The following is a 24,643-nucleotide window of genomic DNA, read 5'->3' on the forward strand; positions in this document are numbered from 1 at the left end:
AACCCCCAAAGAAAAACCCCGCGCCCGCGATCCGGGGCGCGGGGTCGTCAGGCCGTGATCACATCGCGTTGGCGACGGCGTCGGCCAGTTGCGCCACGGCGTCGTCCGACGACATGTCGCTGTTGAAATGCGCGGTCACCACGTCGGTGATCGCACCGGCCGGCGCGCCGCGCAGCGCCATGCCATGCGCATAGCTGGGCAGCAGGGAGCCATTTTCCGCATCCGCGGTCATGTCGGCGTTCGACTGCTTGGCGCAGTCGTCGAAGTCGTCCAGCGCCACGTCGGTACGGGCCGGGATCGAGCCCTTGTTCAGGTTGAACGTCTTCTGGAAGTCCGGGCCCATGATCAGGCTGGCCAGAAGGGCCTGGCCCTGCTGCTTGTCCTCGCCGTCCAGCTCGAAGAAGGCGAAGCTGTCGACGTTGTAGAGGAAGCCCTCGCCCGGGGTGGGCGCGCAGACGAAGTCGACGCCCGGCTGCTTGCCGGCGGCCAGGAACTCTCCCTTGGCCCAGTCGCCCATGATCTGGAAGGCGGCCTCGTTGTTCATGACCATGGCCGTGGCCAGGTTCCAGTCACGACCCGAGAAGTTGTCGTCGACAAAGCCACGGATGGTCCGCATCTGGTCGAAGACCTGCTTCATCGTGTCCGAGGTCAGCGCCTCGGGGTCCAGATCGACCAGCGCCTGCTGATAGAATTCCGGCCCGCCCAGGCCCAGAACGACCGTCTCGAAGATGGTCGCGTCCTGCCAGTTCTGACCGCCATGGGCCAGGGGCGTGATGCCCGCGGCCTGCAGCTTTTCGGCCGCGGCGTTGAACTCTTCCCAGGTCGTCGGCATCTCGATGCCGTTCTCGTCCAGGATCTGCTTGTTGCCCCAGATCCAGTTCACGCGGTGGACGTTCACCGGTGCGGCGCACCACTGGTCCTCACACTTCATGTGGGCGGCGATCTGCGCGGGCAGCACGTCCGCCCAGCCGTTCTCCTCGGCAACAGTGCCGATGTCGGCCAGGCCGGTCTCTTCGTACCATTCCTGGATCGCGGGACCCTTCAGCTGCACGGCGGTCGGCGCATTGCCGGCCAGCACGCGGGCGCGCAGTGCGGTCATCGCGGCGTCACCGCCGCCGCCGGCCACGGGCATGTCGGTCCAGGTGCCGCCCTCGGCCGCAAACTGCTCCTGCAGGACGGCGACCGATTTCGCCTCGCCGCCGGATGTCCACCAGTGCAGCACCTCTGCGGTGGGTTCGGCCATCGCCGGCGCAGCCAGCATCACGGCGGTCGAAGCCGCCAGAACGGATTTGATGTTCATGGATCCTCCCAGATCTATCCCGCGCGGATTCGGTGATCCGCGTGTGGGTCGATCATGCCGCAAGCCCAGTCATGTCCGCAACGCAGTGCAGCCATGCGTCCAGCAGTTTTCGCCGCGTTACGTTACAAACTGTTACGTAACCCCTCCCTGCGATGCTAGATCACGGATCGGAGGACCGTTGATGAGCCTGCACCGCCTTCTGCTGGTCGAGGATGACGCCGACATGGCCGCCATGCTGGCCGCCTATCTGCAGCGCCACGGCCTGCACGTGACGCGCGCCGACAGCCGCGCGACCGCACTGGCCGCGCTGCGCGGCGGCCGGGTGGACCTGATCCTGCTGGACGTGTCCCTGGGCGATGACGACGGCGTGGCGATCTGCGCCGAGATCCGCGAGGCGCAGGACGTGCCCATCATCATGGTCAGCGCCCTGTCCGCCGACCACCAGCGCATGGCCGGCTACGAGGTCGGTGCGGACGACTATATCGCCAAGCCCTTCAACCCCGACCTGCTGCTGGCACGCATCCGGGCGGTGCTGCGCCGCGCGGGCCGGGCACCCAGCCTGTCGCACCGAAAGCGCGACAGCGTGCTGCGGTTCGCGGGCTGGCGCTATGACGCGCGGCGCGACGAGGTGACCGCCCCCGGCGGCTGGCAGGTCAGCCTGTCGTCGCGCGAAACCGCGCTGCTGCGGGTGTTCCTGGCCAATCCGCTGATCCCCCTGACCCGCGACGAGATCGCCGCCGCGCTGGACGACGACGAGGCGGCCGAGGGGCGCGCGATCGACATGCTGGTCGGCCGCCTGCGTCAGAAGACCGACCCGGCGCTGATCCGGACCGAACGCGGGCTGGGCTATGTTCTGTCAGCCGAGGTCGCGCGTGACGCTGACTGACCGCCTGTCGCTGCGGGTGGTGGCAAGCCTGTGGGTCGTGCTGGCGATGCTGGCGGGCGGCGGGTCGGTCTGGCTGTGGACCGCCAGCGACGCGGCCTGGGACGCGCATCTGAACCGCGCCTATATCGCCGGTCTGGCGCTGGCCGACAGCCTGGAGGCGGGCAGCGCCCTGCCCCAGGGCCTGTCCCAGGTCCAGCTGCGCGCCGCGCCCGACCTGCCGCCCGGCTGGCGGCAAACGGTGATCACCCTGACCGGCGGCGGCAGGCCCGACCTGTCGCAGGGCGCGCGGCTGTCGGTGCGCATCCAGTCGCCCGACCTGACCTATCCCGCGGCCGAGGTGCAGTCCGTCGGCGGCGGCAGCCAGGCCGCGGGCCTGGCCTCGATCACCCGCACCCTAGCGCGGTTCTGCAGCGAGCCGCGGCTTTTCGTGCAGCAGGACACCGGCCCTTGGATCCGCGTGGACGGTGCGCCCGTCTGGGGCTGCCAGGCCGCGCCGCCCGACCGCCGCCTTTTGGCCGGGGCGCTGGCCCTGGGGGCGCTGGCCCTGCTGCTGGGCTGGGTGGCGGGGGTCGCGGGGGCGTTCACCGCCTTTGCGGCCGCGCTGCGCGATCACCGCGCCCGCACCGCCGCCCTGCCCGTCGGCGGCGTGATCGAGCTGCGCCAGACCGCCGAGGCCGTGAACGCCTATGTCGCCCAGGACCGCGCCGCGCTGGAGAACCGGGCCCTGGTCCTGTCGGGGGTCAGCCACGACCTGGGCACCCCCGCCACCCGCCTGCGCCTGCGCAGCGCGATGATCGAGGATGCCGCCCTGCGCGACCGCCTGGACCGCGACATCGACGAGATGACGACGATGATCGACGGCGTCCTGACCTATACCCGCGCCGAGATCGGGGCCGAACCGTTCCGCCAGCTGTCCCTGACATCCCTGGCCGATGCGGTCGTGGCCGATTACCAGGACGTGGGCCTGCCCGTGACGCTGCGCCAGTCGTCGCTGCCCCCTGCCCGCGCCGGCACGCTGTTTTCACGAACCACCAGCCGTCCGACGGTGGACAGCCACGCCCTGCTGATGCGCGGCCAGCCCACCGCGCTGCGCCGCGCGCTGTCCAACCTCATCGACAACGCGTTGAAATACGGGCGCGAGGCGCAGGTGCTGACCGGCGGCGACGCGGACGAGGCCTGGATCTCGGTCACCGACCGCGGATCGGTCCTGACCGAGGACGACCTGGCGCGCCTGACAGGGGCCTTTCAGCGCGGAGAGAATGCCGGCACCGCCAGCGGCGTCGGGCTGGGCCTGGCCATCGTGTCGACCATCGCCGCGCAGCATGGCGGACGGCTGGAATTCCACCGCGCGCCGCACGGTCTGGAGGCCCGCCTGGCACTGGCGCGCAGTTGGGCGTAAGAGGGGCCGACGGAACTCTTGCGAACAAAACCGCGTTTTGTTGGGGAATTCGCAAGAAAGGCTATCATCATGACCCGTGCAGACCGCATCACCCGCCTTGGCTACGCCGGCGTCGTGGCGCTGCTCAGCGTCACACCGGCATTGTCGGCCAGCCCCAACCAGCCGGTTCAGGGCTGGAGCGCGATGCAGGGCATCGAGCCTGCCGCCCTGCTGGAGGACATCCAGACCATGCCGGTTTCGGAAATGGCCGTCGACGACCAGCCGTATTGCGCCGATGATGCGGAAATCGCCGCGACGTTGGAACAGGATTTCGCGGAATATCCCGTCGACATGACCGGCGTGCAAGGCACGCAGCTGTGGGGGTCCGATCAGCTGGGGACATGGACGCTGGTCGCGCCGCGCGATGATCAGACCAGCTGCATCATCGCCAGCGGCATCGGCTTCAGCGATGACCGCAGCACGCAGGCCTATTTCCAGGTCGCAGGGCTGTAATCAGCCCACGCGACGCAGGAAGGCCCGTGTGCGGTCGTCCTGCGGATTGCCGAAGATCTGCGCAGGCGGCCCCTGTTCCACGATCCGCCCACCTTCCATGAAGACCACCCTGTCCGCGATTTCGCGGGCAAACTGCATTTCATGGGTCACAATCAGCATGGTCTGGCGTCCGTCAGCAATGCGGCGGATCAGGTCCAGGACCTCGCCCACCCATTCGGGATCCAACGCGCTGGTCGGTTCGTCGAACAGCATCAGGTCCGCGTCCAGGGCCATTGCGCGACCGATGCCGACGCGCTGCTGCTGACCGCCGGACATAGCCGCCGGATAGCTGTCGCCCCGATCCGCCAAGCCGATCTGGGCCAGAATGTCATCCGCCCGCGCCCGCGCCTTGTCGGCGGGCCAGCCGCGCACAGTGGTCAGCCCCTCGGTGATGTTCCCGCGGGCGGTCTTGTTGGCGAACAGCGCATAGTTTTGGAACACGAACCCCGTCCGCCGCCGCAGGCCCAGGATCTGCGCCTTGGTCGCGCGTGCGGCATCGACCGTCACGTCGCCCATGCGGATCGTGCCCTGATCGGGCGTGTCCAGCCAGTTCAGGCAACGCAGCAGGGTCGATTTCCCAGTTCCGGACGGCCCGATGATCGCCACGCGTTCGCCCGGCTCTAGGCACAGGTCGATGCCGTCCAGAACAGTGTTGTCGCCAAAGCGCTTGACGAGTCCGGTGATCTCGATCTGACAGCTCATCGCGCGACGGCCTTTCCAAGGCTGGATTCCAGCCGGCGCTGGCCGACCGACAGGGTTTCGACGATCACCCAATAGAACAGCGCGACCACCAGGAACGCCTCCAGGTACAGAAAGCTGCCTGCGGCCTCCTTCTGGGCGGCGCCCATCATCTCGGTCACCCCCAGGGTGAAGGCCAGCGAGGTGCTTTTGATCATGTCGATGAAATAGTTCATCAGCGTCGGCGCCGCGGTCCGCGCAGCCTGGGGCAGGATGATCCGGCGCAGAAGCTGTCCCTGGGTCATGCCGATAGAGGCTGCGGCCTCCCACTGGCTGCGGTCGACGCCCAGGATGGCGCCGCGGATGCTTTCGGCCATATAGGCCGAGAAATGCAGCGTCAGGCCGATGATCGCGGCGGTGACGCCGTCGATGCCGGTCATCGCCGGCACGATCTGGGGCAGGCCAAAATAGAACAGGAACAGCTGCACCAGCAGCGGCGTGCCGCGGAAGAAGCTGATGAACACCGCCACGATGCGGTCCAGGACCGGCACGCGCAGCACGCGCACGATGGCCAGCGCCGACCCCAGGGTCAGCGCCGCCACCATCGCGACGATCGCCATGAACAGCGTCAGCGGCACATAGCCCGCGATGACCGGGACGAGGTCCCACATGTAGGCGGTGTCCAGAGGCCGCATGTTACTGCGACACGGGCTGCGTCACGTCGGCATCCAGCCATTTCTGAGAGATCTCGCCCAGGGTGCCGTTCTCCTTCAGGGTGGTGATGGCCGCGTCAACGCGGTCGCGCAGCGCCTGACCGGCCTCGTCGTTGCGGAAGGGCAGGGCGTTCCTGATCTCCGAGAAGGGCTCTCCGGCCAGTTCCAGCGGCAGCGGGCTCTGCGCGATCACCTGGGCCGAGGACACGCGGTCCATGACGAAGGCATCGACCCGGCCCAGCGCCGTGTCCTGTTCGATGTTGCTTTCATAGGTGCGGATGTCGATCTGGTCGGCATTGGGCAGTTCGCGCAGCAGCTGTTCGAAGTTCGACCCCAGGTTCACCGCAACGGTCTTGCCGTCCAGGCTGTCCGGCCCCTCGATCGCGGCCGGGTTGCCCTCGCGCGTGACGATCTGGGCGCCGTCATAGACATAGGGCTGGGTAAAGGCGAATGCCGCCTCGCGTTCGGGGGTGATGGTGATCTGGTTGGCGATGGTGTCGATGCGGTTCGATTCCAGCGCGCCGATCAGGCCCGAAAAGGACATCGTGACGAATTCGACCTCGTCGCCGGTCTCTTCGGCGATGGCGTTCAGGAAATCCACCTCGAAGCCCTGCAGTTCATCCGCACGGGTGAAGGTGAAGGGGAAATAGCCGCCGGACATGCCGACGCGGATCGTGTCGGCCGCGGCGGGCAGGGCGGTGGTCAGGGCAAGGGCGGCGATCAGGACAAGCGTGCGCACGGGAAATCTCCATAGGTTCTTGGACGTTACCTGCGATCTGGCAATGCGATCCGCAAGCGGGGCGGCGGCAGAAAAGGACAAAGATGCGGCAGGCCGCAGCACCGCGGAACAAGCCCTGCTGGCGCAACGGCGGGCGGGGAACTTCGTTCCATGATGGGTCCGGGGACCGCGATCAAGCGCGCGAAGGCCGCGTCATCGCCTTGATCGTGGCGACATGGGCGGGGTCGGCGGCCAGGGCATCGGTGGCCAGGGCGCGCGCGGCGTCCATCAGGTCGGGCGCGGGCAGGATGCGGTCGACCAGGCCCCAGGCCAGCGCCTCGGGCGCGTCGATCCGGGCGCCGGCCATCAGGATCATCCGCGCCCGCGCGGGCCCCACCAGCGCCACCAGGCGCGCCGGGTCGCTTGGCTGCGGGAGAAAGCCCAGCCGCATCACCGGATAGAAGAACCTTGCATCGGGCACCGCCAGGCGGATGTCGCAGGCCAGCGCCATGCCGAAGGCGCCCCCGGCCAGCGACCCGTTCAGCGCGGCGACGGTCAGGCAGGGCAGGGCGGCCAGCGCGGCGGACAGATCCTCCCATTCGGGGGCCGTGGCCAGACCCGCGCGGGCCTGGTCCAGGTCCGCGCCGGCCGAAAAGACCCGGCCCGCCCCGGTCAGGATCAGCGCCCGCGCGCCGCTGTCCAGGGCCTGCGCCACACCCGCGCGCAGGTCGCGCAGCATGTCGGCGGTCAGGGCGTTCGCCTTGTCGGGGCGGTCGATCGTCAGCAGGGACAGGCCGTCCCGGTGGTGGCTGCGGATCACGACTTGTTCCCTTTCCCTTTCGGCGGCACTGTGTCAGGAATCCCCCCGATTTCAGGTTTGCGAAAGGTATCCGCCATGAACCGTCCCCTTGCAACCTCGGCGCTTGCGCTGATCCTGGGCGCGGGCCCGGCCCTTGCAGACGTCACCCCCGCCGAAGTCTGGCAGAGCCTGCAGGACAGCTATGAACAGATGGGCTATGCGGTCCAGGTCGGGTCCGAGGATGCCTCGGACGAGGCGATCACCCTGACCGACGTGGTCCTGACCGTCGACGGAGAGGCCGATGCCCCGGACATGGTCCTGACCCTGCCCGAAATCGTGCTGACCGCGGTCGGCGACGGCACCGTGCGGTCAGTCGTGGGCGGCCAGATGACGCTGGAGAGCAGCGCCGTGCCCGAGGGCGACGACGAGGCCGTGGGCTTTTCCATGACCATGGACGCCCCCGGCAACGAGACGATCAGCTCGGGCACGCCCGAGGCGCTGACCCATGACGTGACCATGCCCACGCTAACCATGTCGGGCCGCGCGCTGGACGACCGGAACGAGGTTCCGCTGACCGCCACGCTGACCGGCGTCACCGGCAGCCAGACCGTCACCACCGCCGCCGACGGCGCCAGCACCCAGACCTTCGAGGGTCGCGCCGATGCGCTGGAGGCGCAGATCACCGCCTCGGGGCCGTCGCTTGCCGCCACAGATGCGCCTGAAACCGAAACCGCGCCCGACGCCACCGACGCGCCGGAGGCATCCGAGGCGCCCGACGCCCCGGCGGCCACCGCAGAGACCGACGATTTCCAGGCCACGATCACCATCGCCGACCTGACCATGCAGGGCGACGGCACCAGCCCTGCGGGCGAGGTCAACTTTGGCAGCCAGCCCACGCAGGCGCTGCAGGCGGGCTTTGGCGGCAAGGGCAGCTTTGCGATGGGCGCGACCAGCGGCAGCTTCACTGCCAGCACCCTGACCGCGGATGGCAGCCGTAACGATTCCGAAGGCAGCTTCCAGGCGGCAAGCGGCACGCTGGCCGTCGGCATCTCCAAGGACGGCCTGTCCTATGAAGGCGGGCTGACCGACATGACGACCAACCTGACCGCCACGGACATGCCCTTCCCGATCGCCTATGGCGCGGCGGAGAACCGGTTCCGGCTGGCCATGCCGATCGTGGCATCCGATCAGGAGCAGCCCTTTGCGCTGACCTATGTCCTGGACGGGCTGACGCTGGACGACGCGATCTGGCAGGCGCTGGACCCCGAGGCGGCGCTGCCACGCGATCCGGCCAGCCTGACCATCGACCTGGAAGGGACGGCGCTGCTGACGCAGAACTTCATGGATCCCGACTTTCCGCAGCCGGTGGAGCCCGGTCCGGACGGCGCCGCGCCCATGCCCCTGCAGCCGCGCAGCCTGACCATCAAGGAACTGGCCCTGGACGCCGTAGGCGCCACCGCCGACCTGTCCGGTGCGCTGACCTTCGGCGAGGATCCCAGCCAGCCCCTGGGCAAGATCGAGGGCACGTTCGGCGGCATCAACGGCCTGCTGGATACGCTGGTCGCGATGGGCGTCGTGCCGCAGGAGCAGCTGATGGGTCCACGCATGATGATGGCGATGTTCGCCCGCCCGGTCGAGGGCAACCCCGACCAGTTGCAGACCGAGATCGAGTTCCGTGAGGGTGGCGCGATCTTTGCCAACGGCCAGCAGATCCAGTGATCCGCATCCCTTGACAGCGGGCCGGGGCATCCGTCCCGGCCTGATCCTTTCGCCTGTGAGGCCCGCATGACCGACGCCGCCGACCCCCTTCGCCTTCAGCGCCTGTCCGAGGCGCTGATCGATGCCGCGCGCCGTGCCGGGGCCGACCAGGCCGACGCGCTGGCCGTCGACGGGCGGTCCGTCAGCATCGACATGCGGGCCCGCGCGCTGGAACAGGCCGAACGCGCCGAAGGGCTGGAGATCGGGCTGCGCGTGCTGGTGGGCGGGCGCCAGGCGGCGGTGTCGTCGTCCGACCACCGCGACGCCGCCATCGTCGAGATGGCCGCCCGTGCCGTCGCCATGGCGCGCGAGGCGCCGGTGGACGATCATCTGGGCCTGGCCGATCCCGGCCAGCTGGCGCGCCATCGCGACGCCGCCGGCCTGGAACTGGCCGAGGACGCGCCCGAACCCGAACCCCAGCACCTGCAGGACCTGGCGCAGCGCGCCGAGGCCGCGGCGCTGGACGTGGCGGGGATCTCTCAGGTCGAGGCGGCCAATGCCAGCTACAGCCAGCGGCGCATGTGGCTGGCCGCGTCGAACGGGTTTTCGGGCGGCTATGCCCGAACCGGGCATTCGCTGTCGGTCGTGGCGATCACCGGCGAGGGGCTGCGGATGGAGCGCGATTATGCGGGCGAATCGCGCACCTTCGCCGCCGACCTGCCCACCCCCGAGGAGATCGGCGCCCTGGCCGCGGAACGCACGCTGGCCCGCGCAGGCGGGCGCAAGCCGCCGACGGGCGCCTATCCCATCCTTTATGACCGCCGCGTGTCGGCCTCGCTGATCGGCCATCTGCTGTCGGCGGTGAACGGGTCGTCCATCGCGCGCGGGGCCAGCTGGCTGCGGCGCGACCTGGGCCAACCCGTCCTGCCCGCCGGCATGGACCTGGCCGAGGATCCGCTGCGCCCGCGCTATCCCTCGTCGCGCCCCTTCGATGCCGAGGGACTGCCCACGCGGGCGCGGATGATCGTGGCCGACGGCGTGCTGCAGGGCTGGACGCTGGACCTGGCCACGGCGCGCAAGCTGGGGATGGACAGCACCGCATCGGCGGCGCGGGGGCTGGCCTCAAGCCCGTCCCCCAGCCACAGCAACGTCATCCTGACGCCGGGGCGCGTCAGCCGCCAGGACCTGATCGAACGGATGGGCACCGGCCTGATCGTGACGTCGATGCTGGGGGCGTCGGTGAATGGCACCACGGGCGATTATTCCCGCGGCGCGGCCGGGTTCTGGGTTCAGGACGGCCGCATCGCCTGGCCGGTGAACGAATGCACCATCGCGGGCAACCTGCGCGACATGCTGATGACGCTGGAGGCCGCCGACGACGCCCTGCCGTGGCGCGGAACCGAGGTGCCCAGCCTGCTGGTCCAGGGCATGACCGTTGCCGGGGGCTGAGGCCGACCTGGACCTGCTGACCGCCGCCGCGCGGGACGCGGGGCGGATCGCCCTGCGGTTCTGGCGGCGCGATCCGCAGGCCTGGGACAAGGGCGGCGGCGCGGGCCCGGTGACCGAGGCCGACCTGGCGGTCAACGACGCCCTGCACGCGACCCTGACCGCCGCGCGCCCCGATTACGGCTGGCTGTCCGAGGAATCCGAGGCCGACCCCGCCCGCCTTGACGCCGAACATTGCTTCATCATCGACCCGATCGACGGCACCCGCGCCTTCATCGACGGGCAGGACGGGTTTTCCCATTCGCTGGCCGTGGCACGGGGCGACCGGATCGTGGCCGCGGTCGTCCACCTGCCGGTGCTGGACCTGACCTATGCCGCCCATGTCGACGGCCCCGCCACGCTGAACGGCGCCCCCATCGCCCCGACCAATGCATCGATCGAGGGCGCACGGGTGCTGACCTATCGCGCGGTGGCCGATGCGCCGAACTGGCACAGCGGCATGCCCGGATTCCGGCGCGAGTTCCGGTCTTCGCTGGCGTGGCGGCTGTGCCTTGCGGCCGAGGGACGGTTCGACGCGGCGCTGTCGCTGCGCGCGGCGTGGGAATGGGACATCGCCGCCGGGGCGCTGATCGCGGAACGCGCGGGCGCGCGCGTGACCGACCGGCGGGGCCAGCCGATGCGGTTCAACAGCGAGGCCGCGCAGGTGGACGGGCTGATCGTGGCAGGCTCGCGCCTGCACGGCGCGCTGCTGGCCGCGCTGCGCTAGATCAGCCGTGATCCCGCGACCTGCAGCAGGCCCAGCCTGCGCAGGCTGTCCACCGGGTATCCGTCGCTGCCCATCAGGTCCAGGCTGAAATCCGGCTCCAGCCTGCGCAGGGCCAGGAGGGCGCGGACGGTGCCCTCCTCGTCGCGCTGCGCGTATCGCAGGGCGGCCAGAAAGCGCAGGGCAGGGCGGTTGTCGGGGGCAAAGCGGTGCACGGCCTCCAGGTGGCGGGTGGCGGCGGACAGATCGCCCGCGCGCATCATCGCCACCCCGATTCCCAAGTGCCAATTGGCGGGGTTCAGACTGGACAGCGCCTGGTCCAGCCCGGCCCGCGCCTGCGCCGCGGAATCGGCAAAGCGGTCTACACCGGCCAGCGCGCGGGAATGGGCCAGCCGCGCCAGGGGGTTGCCCGGATCGGCCAGCACGGCCTGGCGCGACAGGTCGAAGGCGATCTGATCGCGGTCCAGATAGGCCTCGACCACCGATTGCACGGCCAGGGCGGTGGCGTGGAAGGGCGCGGCCCGACGGGCGCGGGCGGCAAGCTCTGCCGCCTCGGCGATGGCCTGGCGGGGATCGGGGGTCAGGCGTTCAAAGGCATGGGTCGTGCGGATCCAAGCGCGCAGCGACAAGGTCACCGCCGGGGTGATGCTGTCGCCCAGCTGCGCCAGGACCTGATCGGCGCGCGCCAGACGGGACGCGGAAAAGCTGAACACGTCCGCGAACGAGATTCCCATCGCCGCCCCAAGCGCCCGCCCCTGGTCCAGCACCTGCAGCATCCCCAGGCAGCAGCGCGCGGCCAGGTCGTCCAACCGTCCGTCCAGGCCGGCCAGCGGCGCCGTCAGCCTCTGTGACCACATCACCCGGCCCGACGGCTGGTGGATCAGCCGCACCAGCAGGCTGAAGACGCCGCCCTGCACGTTCGCCATCGACGATACCCGCACATAGGCCCCCCGCGGCGCAGCCCCCGGCGAAAGGACCGCGATGGGCAGCAGGTCTGCGGCCCTGCCCGCGGCCTCGGACAGGATCATCGTGGCAAGCACCATCGCGTCCTGCCCGATGGACACCGGATCGGACAGCAGCAGGTCGGGCAGCGCATCCGCCGTGGCGACCTGGGGCATGCGGGCGGCCGCGGTCTGGCGCGCATCACGCAGCCAGTCCTCGAACTCCGGGTCGGGGATGTCCAGGTCGGCCGCGAATTCGGGCACCTGGCCGTCGGGACCGGGGCGGGCGGCCAGATCCACCTGCACCCGGTCGGGGTCCAGCCCGACCCAGCCCGGCCCCGTGACCAGCGCGTCGCGGGCGGGGCCAAGGCACTGACGGATCTCTCTCAGCAGCTGGCGCAGGCTGGCATTGCCGTGATCGGGGTCGCGGTCGCTGAACAGCAGGTCCTGCAGCCGCGCCCGCGTGACGCGCAGGCCCCGGGCCGTGCCCAGTACCGCCAGCACCCCCCGGGCCCGCATGCCCCGCGGCGTCAGACGGTGGTCGCCCGGGCCGGTCATCTCGACCGGACCGATCAGGTGCAGGGTCAGACGGTCCATGGCGTTGTCCCAAAGGGCGATTTGCAAAAGGTTATCCAATCACGGCTTCGTGTGATAGATTAATCGGGTCACCCGTTCCTGTTTTCCCTGGTGCATCATGTCCCTGTTCCACGCCAAACATGCCAAGCATGCCAAGTCCGACGACATGCCGGACGGCCAGGGGGCGCTTTTGTCCCTTGCCCTGATGCGCACGCGCGATGCGATCGCGGGGATCGAGGATCCGCAGGGCCGGGGTGGTTCCCCCGCCATGCTGGCGCCGGGTGCGCGGCTGGCGCGGCTGGACCCGGACCACCGCGCCGCAATCCTGCTGGCGGAACTGTCCGAGGATATGCCCCTGTCGGCCGATGACGGGATCGCCGGTGCATCATCCGCCAGCCTGCTGTGCCGCCAGGCGGACGGAACCTGCGCCTCGCTGGTGCGGATCGACCGGCCCGATCTGGTGCAGTTCCGCGAGGCTGCGGCGATGGTCGGGCATTACGCCGAACTGCGCCCCGACCGCGCCCCCGAGATCGAGGTCCAGACCCACGGCCTGATGCCGTTCTTTGCCGCGATCCGCCCCTTGGAGCCGTCGCGGAACCCCGCCACGCTGGAGATGCTGGCCCGCGCGATGGACCTGACCACCGCCGCAGTCATGCGTCTCAAGCTTGCGTTGGCCTGTCCGCGCCCCACGCAATTCAGCGACCTGATCCAGCCGATGATCGCCTGTCCCAGCCATCCTACCCTGCCCAGTGGCCATGCGACCCAGGCCTTTTGCCTGGCCACGCTGCTGACGCGGCTGGACGACCCACGGGCGCCGCTGCGGGCCGACGACCCGCTGTTCCGACTGGCCTGTCGAATCGCGGTGAACCGGACGGTGGCCGGAGTGCATTTCCCCGCCGACAGCGCCGCGGGGGCGGTGCTGGGGATGCAGCTGGCGCATTACATGCTGGCCCGCGCCGATCCGGCCGCGACCGCCCACGGTGCGCAGTTCGACGGGCGGCTTTATCACGACGGCGGGGCCGTGCGCGATTTCCACTATGGCATTCTGACCGAAATTCTGAACGACGCCGATCCCGCCACAAGGCTCAGGGGACCTGCACTGACCCCGCGCCCCGCACCGTTATGGGCCACGCTGGTCGCGCGCGCCCGGGACGAACGGGCAGACCAGTGGAGCTGACAGCCATATGGACCACCCCGGGTGCTGCCCCGGCGGGGCTGTCGCCCGCGCTGGTGGAGTGGTGCCGGCGACACCGAGTCCCCCCGCCCACATCCGCGCCCGACCTTCCCGCGCTGATGGCGCAGGCGTTCGGGCGGATGGATCGGTCCTGGTTCCTGCCATCCGCGGTCCTGCCCCCGGACGCGGTGAACCGTGACCTGGCCCCTGCGGGCGCCGGTCCGCTGATGGCTGCGGGCGCGCTGCCGGACCCGGACCGTGGCTGCATCATCGCCGTCATAGACGATGCCATTCCGTTCGCACATCAGCACCTGCGCCTGCCGGGGGCGCTGTCGCGGGTGGCGTCGCTGTGGGTCCAGGATGCCCGCGTCGATCCCGACGGTCCGGGCCGCGACCTGCCATGGGGAATCGAGCTGCGGGGCGACAGGATCGGCGGCTGGCTGGCGGGACTGGAATCGGGAGCGATCGCGGCCGAGGATGCGGTTTATCGCAGGGCCGGGGTCGTGGCGATGGACCGCCGCACGACGCACAGCGCGGCCTTTGCCGCGGGTCACGGCGCGGCGGTGGCGCTGTTGGCCGCGGGCTTTGCACCGGACGATCCGCTTGCCTGCGATCATCCGGTGATCGGCGTGACGCTGGCCCCCGGGGTGATCGCGGACACCTCGGCCACGCTGGCCCAGGACCCGCTGCTGGCCGCCATCGTCTTCGTCATCACCCGCGCCCGGATGCTGTGCCGCCAAGTCGAGGCCGCGCATGGCCTGCCTGTGGACAGCGTGCGCCTGCCCGTGGTGCTGAACCTCAGCCTGGGTCTGACAGCGGGGCCGCGCGACGGCACGGCCCTGCTGGAACGCTTTCTGGATGCGCTGGCGACCCATGCGTCCACCAGACTGGGGCCGGTGCATGCGGTGCTGCCCACCGGCAATCATCGCATGGCGCGCCTGCGCGCGACCCTGCGTCCCCAGGGCAGGATCGGATGGCAACTGCCGCCCGACGACGCGACCCAGACCCCGCTGGAGATCTGGGGGCCGGTCCGTCCCACGCGACCGGACTGGCCCATGCGGATCGGGCTGACGCCACCCGGCGGGACCGAGGCCCGGACCCGCTTTTGCGCCCCCGCCCAGTCCAGCACGCTGCGCGACGGGCGGGGGCGCGATCTGGGGCGGGCGTTCTATCGGGTGATGCCGCATCCCGACGGCTGGCGCGAATGCATGACGCTGATCATGGCGCCGACCTGCCCCGCGGCCGCGGGCGACAGCTGGGCGCCGCCCGGCCGATGGGGGCTGGCGCTGGTGCAGGGGGACGGCGATCACGCGGTGTCGGTCCAGCGTGACGACGTCCTGCGTGGCTTCCCGCGAGAGGCGCGGCAAAGCTGGCTGTCCCAGCCAGCCTATGCCGACATGGACGCCCGGGGGTTTCCCGTCCTGCTGGACCCGCGGGCCACTGGCCCCGCGCGGGTGCAGCGGGCGGACACGGTGAACGCCTATGCGACGGGGCGGCACAGCCTGCGGGTGGGCGCGGTGGACCGGAGCGGGCGGGGGCTGGCCTATGCGTCGTTGATCGGGGTGGCGCAGGGCGGTGATCTCTTGGCCTGCGTGGACCGGTCGCAGGCCTGGCCCGGCATGATCGTGCGCGGCCGCACCAGCGGCAGCTTTGCCGTGATGAGCGGCAGCTCGATGGCGGCCCCTCAGGCGACACGCTGGCTGGCCGGACACCTGGCCGACGGGGCGCGGCCCGACAGCCGCGCGGCGATCATCCGGCTGGTGCAGGGGGCGACAGACGTCCCCGTGCCGGTCCTGCCGACCGACCCGCCGCGGGACTGATCCTTTCACGCCGCTTTCACGGCGGCATGCGAATCACGATGCACAGGACGAACGGATCGTCCGCACGGGGGACAGGCGATGAAGGACAAGGACACCGCGGAATTCCAGGACATGCTGGCCGCCCTGCGGATGCTGGGCGCGGACCCGGCGCCCGGCGCGTCGGTCGGGCGGGCGATGGCGCGGATGCAGACCACCGGCACCGCCGACCGGCCCAGCTGGGCCGCGCTGCAGCGGCTGGAGCGCGAGAACGAGCTGTTGATCGATCACGCGGAGATGCTGGCCTGCGCGCTTGGCGCCTGTCCGAACTGTTGGGGCACGCTTGAGGATTGCGAGGAATGCGGCGGCGTCGGGCGGCCCGGCGCCTTCAACCCGGACCGCACCTGCTTTGACCATTTCGTGCTGCCGGTCATCATCCGGGTGCTGGGCCACGGGCCCACCGAGACATCCGGCGCCTGATCCGCGCCGGAAGGGATACCTGCAGGGCCGTCTGTCGTGAGCGGTGTGGTGGTATTGGTGCCCGTCCTGCGGGTGGATCGGCGGAAGGCCGTCTGGGGCGGCCTTCCGCCGATCTTTTTCAGAACAGCGGCGGCAGGTCGAACGGATCGGACGCGGCCGGACGCGTGGTGGCGATGGTCGCCCCCGGCCCCGACAGCGTCGCGATCTGCTGCGCCAGGATCGAGATCGCCTGGCTGGCCGCGGCCGCCGTCGCGGCCGGCCCCTGCGCGGTCATCGGAACGCGGATGTCAAAGCTGCGCGCGTGGTTCGTGCCGCCCCCCGAAAGGCCGTCGTCGGACACGAAATACCGCCCCGACAGGCGATAGGTGGTGTCGGCCTGCGCCAAGGCGCGTTCGACGCGCACCTCCAGGATGCGGGCGGGGGGCTGGGCCAGGGGCCAGGGCTCGCTGATGACGGTGGCGCCGGACACGTCGCTGATCGCGCGGGCCAGCGTCGTGGTGAAGGACCGGGCCGGGTCGTCCGCCCACAGGTTGTCCGAATTGGACCGCACCGCCCCGTCGCCGGTCTGGAACGCGACCTCCTGGTCGGCGGCGTATTCGGGCAGGGACACGTCCTTGAGTTCCGCGGTGCCAAGGCGGTTGGGCACCTGGACCCCGGCCACCGGGGGGTCGATCAGGAAACGCCCGGTCTTTTCCGGATTGGAACAGGCGCCCAGCAGGGACGCCCCGATCAGGGCGGCGATGGGCAGGGCAGGCAGGCGCAGGGCGCGGTGGGGCAGCATCATGTCTATCGTCCCAGAATGAAGGCGCGGGGGTTGCGTTCGATCAGCCGGGCGACCGAGCCGATGGAGGAGGTGGCACGCCGCAGCTCGCGCAGTGCCCCGATCAGTTCGTTGTTGAAGGCCGACCGGTCGCCATAGCTGGCGAACAGCGTGTCGGCCCGCGCCGCGGTGACCTGCAGGCGCTGCAGCAGGTCGGGCAGCTGCTGGACCGAGGCCGCGATCTGGTCGGCGGCCTGGCTGGCGCTGTCCAGCGCGCTGTTCAGGCTGCCTACGGCGTTGCCGTCGCGCAGGTCGTCCAGCAGGCCCGTGGCCGATTCCAGCACGTTGGACAGGTTGCGCGGCAGCTGTTCGGCATCTTCGCTGCCCAGCATGGCGCGCAGGTCGGCCAGGATTCCCTCGGCCTGCAGGCTGATCTCGGCAAAGCCGAACTCCTCGACCGAGGCTGCGGCGCTGTCGATCTGTTCGACCATCTCGGGGACGCCCACGGCGGCCTCGGACACGGCGGTGAAGGCGGCGGAGGCCTCGTCCAGCATCCGGGCCAGGGTCTGGCCGCTTTCGGCCTGCCGCAGATCGCCCGTGATGGCGCTGATGTCGGCCAAGGCAACGCTGCCCCCCTCGATCGCCTCGCGCAGCGCACCGGGGATCGCACGGGTATCCTGCGAGGTCGCAAGCGCGGTGATCCCGTCCAGCGTGTCGCGGGCCGAGGTCAGCAGCTCCTCGATGGGCAGGTTGCCGATGCGGTTGACCAGCCCCTGGGCGCTGGCGGTGAAATCGTCCAGATCGCCGGGCACCGACGGGATCAGCGGATTCGGACCCGTTTCCAGGTCGATCGTCGCCGTGGCCGCATCGGGCATGTCGACCAGTTCGACCATCAGGGTGGTGCCCAGGAACCCGGCGCTGGCCACACGCGCGCGCAGGCCGTCGCCGACCTCCTCGGTCAGCAGGGCCAGCGCGTCGTCGGCGGTCGATCCGTCCGGCAGGCCCATCCGCCGCGGAGAGATCACCATGCTGACCAGCTGGCGCGGCACAGTGTTGCCCTGCTCATCCTCGGTCAGGCTGACGGCCAGGTCGGTCACGCGACCGACGCGCAGGCCCTGGAACTGGACATCGGCGCCGGTGGACAGGCCCTCGACGCTGTCGTCGATCAGGATCCCCACGCGCAGCAGGCGGGTATCGTCATCCTCGAACCGGGCGGTGCGGGCCGTGCCCTCGTCCACCTGAACGGCGAATTCCTGTCCGGGTTCGATGGGCGCGCCGCCGCTGACGAAGGTCTCGAAGGCCACGCCGCCCTGCAGGAGCGACGACAGCGAATTGACGTTCAGCGCCACCCCCTGCGTCCCAAGCGAGACCGAGAAGCCGGACGTGTCCCAGAAGACGGTCGCGCTGGTCAGCCGCGCGTCATGGGGCGCCTCGACAAAGGCGTCCACGATGACGCGGTCGGTGCCGGAATCCACGCGGATGTTCTCCAGCCGACCAACTTGAACGCCACGGAACAGGACCGGGGCCCCTTCGGACAGGCCGTCGGCGGTCTCCATCGACAGGGTGACCCAGGTGCCGGGCTGATCGTTGCGGATCAGCGGCGGGCGGTCCAGTCCGGTGAAGCGTGCGGCCGGCTCGGACACCTCGGCGTCCCAGTAACCCTCGATGAAGGCGCCGCTGAGGACCGTGTCCAGACGGGTGACCCCCTGGGCGCTGACCTGCGGGCGGACGATCCAGAAGGACGCGTCGGCATCGATGAACTGCGCCACGTCGGTGTCCACGCGGACCGATACCACGACCCGCGACAGATCGTCGGTGAACTTGACCCCCTCGACCCCGCCCACGGTGATCTCGCGAAAGCGCAGGGTGGTCTCTCCGGGCGTGATGCCGGTGGCGTCCGCGAATTCGATCTCGATCACGCTGCCCCGGTCGCGGAACGCGTTCCAGGCGATGCCAAGCGTCACGATCAGCGCCACGATGGGCACGATCCAGATGACGTTGATACCGGCCTGGGCCGCGCGGGCGGCCGTCTTGCGCACCGGGCTGGCCGGCGTCAGGGGCGGGGGTGTGTCCGTCATGAGGTCGTGATCCTTGGGCGTTCGTACTGGAAATGCAGGTGGTCAGGGTTCGCGGCGGGTGCGCAAGGGCAGGCCGCGCCAGATCAATCGTGCGTCAAAGCTTTGCGCAGAAAGCATCGTGAAAGCAACCGACAGGGCAAAGGACACCGCGGCCGGTCCCGGCCGGATCGAGGCGACGAAGCCCAGCTGCACCAACGCCGACAGGATGGCCACGACAAAGACGTCGATCATCGACCAGCGACCGATAAATTCGACGACCTCATAGACCTTCAGCCGCGAATGGGCCTGGTCCACGCTGGCCGGGCGGCCCGCGACGACGGCCAGCCAGGCGATGGCCAGGAACTTGCCCACCGGCACGATGACCGAGGCCACGAAGACGATCAGCGCGATGTCGTAATTGCCGTAATGCATCAGCTCGACCACGCCGCCCAGGATCGTCGCCTCGGAGTTGCCGGCAAGGCCCGCGAAGGTCTGGGTGCTCATCATCGGGAAGACGTTGGCGGGGATATAGGCGATCAGCCCGGCCAGCCACCACGCCCAGACCTTCTGCAGGCCGCGCCGGTCGGGCGCGACCAGATGCGCGCCGCAGCGGTGACAGCGGGCCTGATCCTGGGGCCAGACCCGGCCGCAACGGTGGCACCCCGACAGACCGGCGCGATGCGCGGTCAGGACGGGGGCATCGGACTGTCCGGCAGGCGCGCTCATGCGTCGCCGGGGGCGGTCAGGGGGGCGGGGGTCTTGGCCTGATACTCGGTCTTCATACCGGTATCCTCGATCGCGTCCCAGATCGAGGTCTGGCACATGAAGGCGCGGCTGGCGAGGTTCACGAAGATCAGCGCGCAGAATGCCCAGAAGGCCGGGCCCAGATGGACGGTGGCAAGACCTGCGACCTTGATCAGCGCGACCGCGGTGCCGATGACAAAGATCTCGGCCATGGACCAGGGGCGCAGCAGCTCGGACCAGCGGAAGGCGATGGCCGCGTGGCGATGCGGAGGACGCCCCTGCGCCAGCGGGACCAGCGTATAGAGCAGCAGGAACGCCCGCAGGATCGGCAGGCCGATGATCATCGCCAGCACCGCCAAGACCAGCGGCAGCAGAACCCCGTCGGCAAAGGCCAAAGCCACGTCGAACAGCGAGCTGGCATTGCCGAAGCCCATCGCCGACACCTCGAGGAAGGGAAAGAACACCGCCCCCACCAGCAGCACCATCGAGGTGAAGGCCAGCGCGATCAGCTGCGCGAACGCGCCGTCGCGCGGCTTGGCCAGGACCGTGCCGCAACGGATGCAGCGCGCGGTCTCTCCGACGTCCAGATCCTCCTGGACATGCAGGGCGTCGCAGAGCGGGCAGGCGATCAGCCCTTCGCCGGTCGACAGATCATATGTTTGTTCCCGTTCCATGCGCCGAAGATAAGCCTGACGGCCTGCGGTGCAAGCATGGCGCGAGCGGGCCACGCAGAATTGCACGCAGGCGCGGCGCTAATGCCGCGATCCGGCCCGCGCCGCCGATGTCAGGACGACCTGTCGCGGGCTGTTACCGCCCGCGGAACCGGCCTGGCCAAGCCGGAAGGTCAGCGCCAGGCGATAGGCGCCGGGCTGGGAATCGGTGGTGACATCGCCTTCCAGCTGCATCGAGAACGCCTCGATCAGCTGGCTGCCCAAGCCGGTGCCGCCCGCGGCCTCGTCCGGGCCGGTGGAGTTCACCACCTCCAGAAGGCCCTGCCCCGGCGTGGGAGAGGTCAACGACACGCGCACCCACGGATCGCCGCCATCCGCCGGATTGCCCGCGTATTTTATGGCGTTGGTGAAGGCTTCGGTCGTCAGCAGGGTCAGCGGCACCGCCTGGTCGGGCAGCATCGTCAGCGGCTGGATGTCGGTCTGCACCTGCAGGTGACGGCCTGCGCTGGCCGATGCGGTGGTCAGCTGGGCGATGATGTCGGTGATCAACCGGTTGGCATAGACCTGATCCAGCTGTTCGGCTTGATACAGGTTTCGGTAGATCGTGGCCAACGCCGCCACCCGGTCCTGGACCGAGCGTAGCACGCGCTTGGCGTCCCGGTCGTCGATCAAGCGGCTTTGCATATTGATGATCGAGGCGATCAACTGAAGGTTGTTCTTGACCCGGTGATGGACCTCCTTGAGGAGGACGGTCTTTTCGGCGACGGCCTGCTCCATCGCCTCTTCGTCGCGGATCAGGATGCGGGCCATGTTGTGAAAGGTCTGGCTGACATCTGCGATCTCGGTCGGCGCATCGGCCAGGACCGGGGGCGGGCTGTCACGATTGCCGATGGCGAAACGACGCATCTGTCCGCGCAGGACGGTGATGTGGCGCAGGACCAGCCGGAACACCGCGAAATAGGCGACCGCCAGCGACACGACCCACAGCGCCACCGGCAGCATGACCGCGCCAAAGCGCGACAGCTGGAACAGCCCGACGCCGGCGATGCTGGGGCTCCAGCTGCCAAGGGCATAGACCAGGCCGGGGACCACCGGCACGACGGTGAAGACGCGCATCTCTCCGCTGTTGGCGCGGGTGCGAAAGGTCGCTTCTCCCTGTCCGGGCAAACTGACCAGGGGCACGTCGCGGGGCAGCAGCTGGGCCGGGTCGTCGCCTTGGCTGGTATCCGCGATCAGCACGCGGCCGGAATTGTTGAAGGTCAGGATACGCGCACCTTCGGTCCCGAAATCCATCGCATGGGTGGAACGCAGCAGCTCCTGCGTCAGGGACAGGGCGGTCAGGCCCAGGAATTCGCGGTCGCGATACAGGGGCTGCAGCACCACCACGACAGGTTCCCGGCTGACCGGCCCCTGGGCCATGGCGGTCACCGCGGTCATCGGGTTCCGCATGAAATCGCGGACCATGTCGCTGTTCGAAAGGTCCAGCTGCGGGTCGTCCGGCCCGGCGGAACTGCATTCGACGCGCCCGTCCACCGGCACGAAGGCCGCATGGCGATAGGTGCCGCTGCGCTGCACGAAATTGCGCAGCAGATCCGAACACATGCCGGGCTGGCCCGCGCTTTCCAGGATCGCGGGGCCCAGGGCGTCGGCGGCCCCCAATGCGCTTTGCAGCAAAGCCCGCTCTCCGGCGGCGGCCGATGCGGTCCGGCCCAGCAACGCGATTTCGGCGCTGCGTTCCGCCTCGCGCGACAGGTGCAGGTTCTGGACAAGGGAGATCAGGCCGATCGGAAGGATCGCGATGGACAACAGCGCCCCGAGCCGAAACCCGAGACGCCGCGTGAATTCCATCCGTTGGGTGATCCGCCTCAGCACACCGCCCGCCTCAGCGAGAACTGTAGTTGTTCTGCGCCATGACGGCCAGGGTCGCCTGGTCGGTCATGCTCAACTCCTCACCCTGTTCCAGGTGCAGCAGTTCAGCCAGCTTCCGGCGCCCGCGATTGGCGCGCGACTTGACCGTGCCGACGGCGACCTTGGTCATCTCGGCCGCTTCCTCGTAGGAAAAGCCCGATGCGCCGACCAGGATCAGTGCCTCGCGCTGTTCGTCGGGCAGCTTGTCGAAGGCCGCGCGGAAGTCGCGAAGGGCAAGGCGCCCGTCATGGTCGGGCCGCGTCGCCTGGCGGGCGGCATGGATGCCGTCGCTGTCGCTGACCTCACGCTTGGTCTTGCGGCGCGACGAATAGAACGTGTTGCGCAGGATGGTGAACAGCCAGGCGCGCAGGTTCGTTCCGGCCTGGAACTTGTCCATGTTCGTCCACGCCTTGACGATGGTGTCCTGCACCAGATCATCGGCCGACGCCCCCTCGCGGGTCAGCGACAGCGCAAAGGCCCGCAATGCGGGCAGGTGATCGACCAGCTGGTCGCGCGGATGAACCGAAGGGGAATTGGTCATGGAAATGAAACACCGGAAAGCTTGGGGATCGAGGAACGCCGGGCCGGGAAACGGATCATTCCTGTTCCTTCAACTTCTTCAGCAGTTCCAGAAACCGATCGGGGATCTGGTCAGTTGCATCCTGCTCATAGACGCGTTTCAGGTTCTCATCGATCTGTTTTTCCACAGCCGCTCTCCTGCGGTCGTCTCGCTTTGGTGTCATATTCGTGTCAGTCCCGACAAACTTGTGCGCACAGCATGCAACCGATAGGGGGTTCAGTTGGTTCCCTGCAATACGCGATTTAAGAGGACTGTGTAATGACTGTTGCCGATCTGGCCCAATCCATCGGGCGCGAGCTTCCGTTTCTGCGTCGCTACGCGCGCGCCCTGACCGGCAGCCAGCGCGCCGGCGACAATTATGCAGCCGCCACGCTGGAGGCGATCCTGACCGATCGCAGCGTTCTGGACGGCGAAGACGACCTGCGCATCGCGCTGTTCAAGACGTTCCACGTGATCTGGCAAAGCTCGGGCCAGCCGGTGGACGATGCCGAGATGTCCGAACGTGAACGCCGGGCCCAAGGCCATCTGCGCGGCCTGACGCCAAACTCGCGCGAGGCCCTGTTGCTGCGCACGATCGAGGAGCTGCGCGCCGACCAGATCGCCCGTGTGATGCAGATCGAGGCTGCCGAGGCGGAGGAACTGGTCCAGATCGCCCTGAACGAGATGGGCCAGGCGCTGCGCGGCAAGGTCATGGTCATCGAGGATGAGATGATCATCGCGATGGACCTGAAGGGCATCGTCCAGGCGATGGGCCACGACGTCACCGGCGTCGCCCGTACCCACACCGCCGCGATCGAACTGGCCGGCAAGTACCGTCCCGACCTGATCCTGGCCGACATCCAGCTGGCCGACGGATCGTCGGGCGTCGACGCCGTCAACGAGCTGCTGGGCAGCATGGGCGACATCCCTGTGATCTTCATCACCGCCTTCCCGGAACGCTTGCTGACGGGCGACCGACCGGAGCCGGCCTTCCTGATCTCCAAGCCCTACAGCGAGGAGCAGGTGCGTTCGGCGGTCAGCCAGGCGATGTTCTTCGCCTCGACCGAGGGCCTGAACGCCTGAGGATAAGGACAGGGGCGCCCCGGACCGGGCGCCCCTTTCACTTTGCCTTCTCTGCCAGCAGTTCGTCAAAGCCGCGCCGTGCCTCGCGTGCCGCCCGCATCCGGCGACGCCGCGCCAGTTCGACATTGATCAGCGCGCCTAGCAGCACCGAGAACCCCGCCAGATAGAACCACATCAGCAGCGCCACCACGGTCCCGATCGAGCCGTAGATGCGGTTATAGCTGTTGAAGCTGCCTAGATAGGCGGAAAACGCGATCGACCCCGCCGACCATAGCACGGCCGCGAACAGCGCCCCCCAGGTGAAGATCGGGGTGCGCGGCGTCTTGACGTTGGGACCGTAGCGATACAGCACCCCGATGGTCACGATCACCAGCAGGAACATCCCCGCCCAAGGCAGCACCGTCAGCAGCGATGCCCGCACGGGCGCAAAGACCAGGAAGTTCAGCAGCACCGGCACCACGACGATCGTCGCCAGCCCTGCAAGGGAGATCCCGACGATCACCAATGTCAGCGCATAGGCCAGCACGAAGCCGAAGATCGTCGAATGCGCCCGCACCCCATAGGCGGCGTTCAAGCCGCGGATCAGGGCGTCCACCCCCGCCCGCGCCGCGACGGTGGCGATCATGAACGACACGAACGACGTCCACCCGACCGATGTCTGGCCATTTTGCGTCAGCGTGGTCACCTGGTCGTCGACGATGTCGGACGCGCCGTCCGGCAGGAATTCATGCGCGACGTCCAGATAGGTCAGGACGACCATCGGGTCGAACCACAGGCTCCACAGCGCGATGATCGCGGCCAGTCCGGGAAACACCGCGAACATCGCATAGAACGCGACGCCCGCCGCGATCAGCGTCATGTGGGTCTTGTCCATCCGTTCGAAGATGGCACCCCAGAATGATCCCAGATCCCGCAGCCAGTCCAGCATCCCGCCCCGCATCCCTTTTCGTCAGCATGGTCCGC

24 protein-coding genes are annotated in these 24,643 nt (G+C 69.2%); 10 read left to right on the top strand and 14 right to left on the bottom strand.

Going from position 1 to position 24,643, the window contains the following annotated elements:
- Positions 1-58: 58 nt before the first annotated feature.
- Positions 59-1,300, bottom strand: coding sequence for an ABC transporter substrate-binding protein (locus tag EOJ32_RS01945; protein WP_045981925.1), 1,242 nt, complete (start codon positions 1,298-1,300; stop codon positions 59-61).
- Between the two features lie 181 nt (positions 1,301-1,481).
- Here EOJ32_RS01945 and EOJ32_RS01950 point away from each other — a divergent pair, with 181 nt between their 5' ends.
- The 3 genes from EOJ32_RS01950 (at position 1,482) to EOJ32_RS01960 (ending at position 4,077) form a co-directional block, all read left to right on the top strand.
- Positions 1,482-2,186, top strand: a complete 705-nt coding sequence (locus tag EOJ32_RS01950) for a response regulator transcription factor (RefSeq protein WP_045981924.1) — start codon at positions 1,482-1,484, stop codon at positions 2,184-2,186.
- Positions 2,173-3,585, top strand: a complete 1,413-nt coding sequence (locus tag EOJ32_RS01955; protein WP_127897522.1) for an ATP-binding protein — start codon at positions 2,173-2,175, stop codon at positions 3,583-3,585. Before EOJ32_RS01950 ends, EOJ32_RS01955 begins: the two co-directional genes overlap by 14 nt.
- A 69-nt stretch (positions 3,586-3,654) precedes the next feature.
- A complete protein-coding gene (locus EOJ32_RS01960; protein ID WP_127897523.1) occupies positions 3,655-4,077 on the top strand; it encodes a hypothetical protein in 423 nt (140 codons plus the stop codon).
- Here the strand turns inward: EOJ32_RS01960 and EOJ32_RS01965 are convergent, their stop codons facing one another.
- From EOJ32_RS01965 to EOJ32_RS01980, 4 genes are all read right to left on the bottom strand, one after another.
- Positions 4,078-4,818, bottom strand: a complete 741-nt coding sequence (locus EOJ32_RS01965; RefSeq protein ID WP_045981921.1) for an amino acid ABC transporter ATP-binding protein — start codon at positions 4,816-4,818, stop codon at positions 4,078-4,080.
- Complete coding sequence (locus tag EOJ32_RS01970) at positions 4,815-5,489, bottom strand: amino acid ABC transporter permease (protein ID WP_045981920.1); 675 nt, start codon at positions 5,487-5,489, stop codon at positions 4,815-4,817. The genes EOJ32_RS01965 and EOJ32_RS01970 overlap by 4 nt, the downstream gene beginning before the upstream one ends.
- A 1-nt stretch (position 5,490) precedes the next feature.
- Entirely contained in the window at positions 5,491-6,246 is a 756-nt protein-coding gene (locus EOJ32_RS01975; protein ID WP_205963170.1) for an amino acid ABC transporter substrate-binding protein, read from the bottom strand.
- Between the two features lie 172 nt (positions 6,247-6,418).
- Positions 6,419-7,045 (bottom strand): enoyl-CoA hydratase/isomerase family protein, encoded by a 627-nt coding sequence (locus tag EOJ32_RS01980; protein WP_045981918.1) that lies wholly within the window; start codon positions 7,043-7,045, stop codon positions 6,419-6,421.
- 75 nt (positions 7,046-7,120) lie between these two features.
- On the opposite strand from EOJ32_RS01980, the gene EOJ32_RS01985 reads away from it, so the two are divergent.
- The 3 genes from EOJ32_RS01985 (at position 7,121) to EOJ32_RS01995 (ending at position 10,934) form a co-directional block, all read left to right on the top strand.
- On the top strand, positions 7,121-8,743 hold the full coding sequence (locus EOJ32_RS01985) for a hypothetical protein (protein WP_127897524.1): 1,623 nt from the start codon (positions 7,121-7,123) through the stop codon (positions 8,741-8,743).
- 66 nt (positions 8,744-8,809) lie between these two features.
- Positions 8,810-10,171, top strand: coding sequence for a TldD/PmbA family protein (locus EOJ32_RS01990; RefSeq protein ID WP_045981916.1), 1,362 nt, complete (start codon positions 8,810-8,812; stop codon positions 10,169-10,171).
- Positions 10,158-10,934 (top strand): 3'(2'),5'-bisphosphate nucleotidase CysQ, encoded by a 777-nt coding sequence (locus tag EOJ32_RS01995; RefSeq protein WP_045981915.1) that lies wholly within the window; start codon positions 10,158-10,160, stop codon positions 10,932-10,934. Before EOJ32_RS01990 ends, EOJ32_RS01995 begins: the two co-directional genes overlap by 14 nt.
- Here EOJ32_RS01995 and EOJ32_RS02000 read toward each other — a convergent pair.
- Positions 10,931-12,469, bottom strand: a complete 1,539-nt coding sequence (locus tag EOJ32_RS02000; protein ID WP_127897525.1) for an SARP family transcriptional regulator — start codon at positions 12,467-12,469, stop codon at positions 10,931-10,933. The two genes, EOJ32_RS01995 and EOJ32_RS02000, sit on opposite strands and share 4 nt — an antisense overlap.
- Before the next feature lie 97 nt (positions 12,470-12,566).
- Here EOJ32_RS02000 and EOJ32_RS02005 point away from each other — a divergent pair, with 97 nt between their 5' ends.
- The 3 genes from EOJ32_RS02005 to EOJ32_RS02015 all read left to right on the top strand — a co-directional run bounded on the left by EOJ32_RS02005 (position 12,567) and on the right by EOJ32_RS02015 (position 15,898).
- Complete coding sequence (locus EOJ32_RS02005; RefSeq protein ID WP_127897526.1) at positions 12,567-13,625, top strand: phosphatase PAP2 family protein; 1,059 nt, start codon at positions 12,567-12,569, stop codon at positions 13,623-13,625.
- Positions 13,616-15,442: a hypothetical protein gene (locus EOJ32_RS02010; RefSeq protein ID WP_127897527.1), complete on the top strand. Its 1,827-nt coding sequence runs from the start codon at positions 13,616-13,618 to the stop codon at positions 15,440-15,442. The genes EOJ32_RS02005 and EOJ32_RS02010 overlap by 10 nt, the downstream gene beginning before the upstream one ends.
- Before the next feature lie 78 nt (positions 15,443-15,520).
- Positions 15,521-15,898, top strand: coding sequence for a hypothetical protein (locus EOJ32_RS02015; RefSeq protein WP_045981913.1), 378 nt, complete (start codon positions 15,521-15,523; stop codon positions 15,896-15,898).
- A 118-nt stretch (positions 15,899-16,016) separates the two neighbouring features.
- On the opposite strand, the gene EOJ32_RS02020 is transcribed toward EOJ32_RS02015, so the two are convergent.
- From EOJ32_RS02020 to EOJ32_RS02050, 7 genes are all read right to left on the bottom strand, one after another.
- Positions 16,017-16,682, bottom strand: coding sequence for a membrane integrity-associated transporter subunit PqiC (locus EOJ32_RS02020; RefSeq protein ID WP_052714671.1), 666 nt, complete (start codon positions 16,680-16,682; stop codon positions 16,017-16,019).
- 2 nt (positions 16,683-16,684) lie between these two features.
- Complete coding sequence (locus EOJ32_RS02025) at positions 16,685-18,736, bottom strand: intermembrane transport protein PqiB (protein WP_127897528.1); 2,052 nt, start codon at positions 18,734-18,736, stop codon at positions 16,685-16,687.
- Between the two features lie 42 nt (positions 18,737-18,778).
- Positions 18,779-19,441 (bottom strand): paraquat-inducible protein A, encoded by a 663-nt coding sequence (locus EOJ32_RS02030; RefSeq protein WP_045981912.1) that lies wholly within the window; start codon positions 19,439-19,441, stop codon positions 18,779-18,781.
- Complete coding sequence (locus EOJ32_RS02035; RefSeq protein WP_045981911.1) at positions 19,438-20,133, bottom strand: paraquat-inducible protein A; 696 nt, start codon at positions 20,131-20,133, stop codon at positions 19,438-19,440. The genes EOJ32_RS02030 and EOJ32_RS02035 overlap by 4 nt, the downstream gene beginning before the upstream one ends.
- Before the next feature lie 78 nt (positions 20,134-20,211).
- Positions 20,212-21,936: a sensor histidine kinase gene (locus EOJ32_RS02040; protein WP_240542476.1), complete on the bottom strand. Its 1,725-nt coding sequence runs from the start codon at positions 21,934-21,936 to the stop codon at positions 20,212-20,214.
- Between the two features lie 76 nt (positions 21,937-22,012).
- Positions 22,013-22,579, bottom strand: coding sequence for an RNA polymerase sigma factor (locus EOJ32_RS02045; RefSeq protein ID WP_045981909.1), 567 nt, complete (start codon positions 22,577-22,579; stop codon positions 22,013-22,015).
- Between the two features lie 55 nt (positions 22,580-22,634).
- On the bottom strand, positions 22,635-22,745 hold the full coding sequence (locus EOJ32_RS02050; RefSeq protein ID WP_231558891.1) for a NepR family anti-sigma factor: 111 nt from the start codon (positions 22,743-22,745) through the stop codon (positions 22,635-22,637).
- 131 nt (positions 22,746-22,876) lie between these two features.
- Here EOJ32_RS02050 and EOJ32_RS02055 point away from each other — a divergent pair, with 131 nt between their 5' ends.
- Positions 22,877-23,680: a response regulator gene (locus EOJ32_RS02055; protein WP_127897530.1), complete on the top strand. Its 804-nt coding sequence runs from the start codon at positions 22,877-22,879 to the stop codon at positions 23,678-23,680.
- A gap of 37 nt (positions 23,681-23,717) precedes the next feature.
- Here the strand turns inward: EOJ32_RS02055 and EOJ32_RS02060 are convergent, their stop codons facing one another.
- Positions 23,718-24,608 carry a YihY/virulence factor BrkB family protein gene (locus EOJ32_RS02060; RefSeq protein WP_232303326.1) on the bottom strand — a complete coding sequence of 297 codons (891 nt, stop codon included), beginning with the start codon at positions 24,606-24,608 and terminating at the stop codon, positions 23,718-23,720.
- Positions 24,609-24,643: the final 35 nt, after the last annotated feature.

It is taken from the genome of Paracoccus sp. Arc7-R13 (genome assembly GCF_004010775.1).
Taxonomy (GTDB): Bacteria; Pseudomonadota; Alphaproteobacteria; order Rhodobacterales; family Rhodobacteraceae; genus Paracoccus; species Paracoccus marcusii.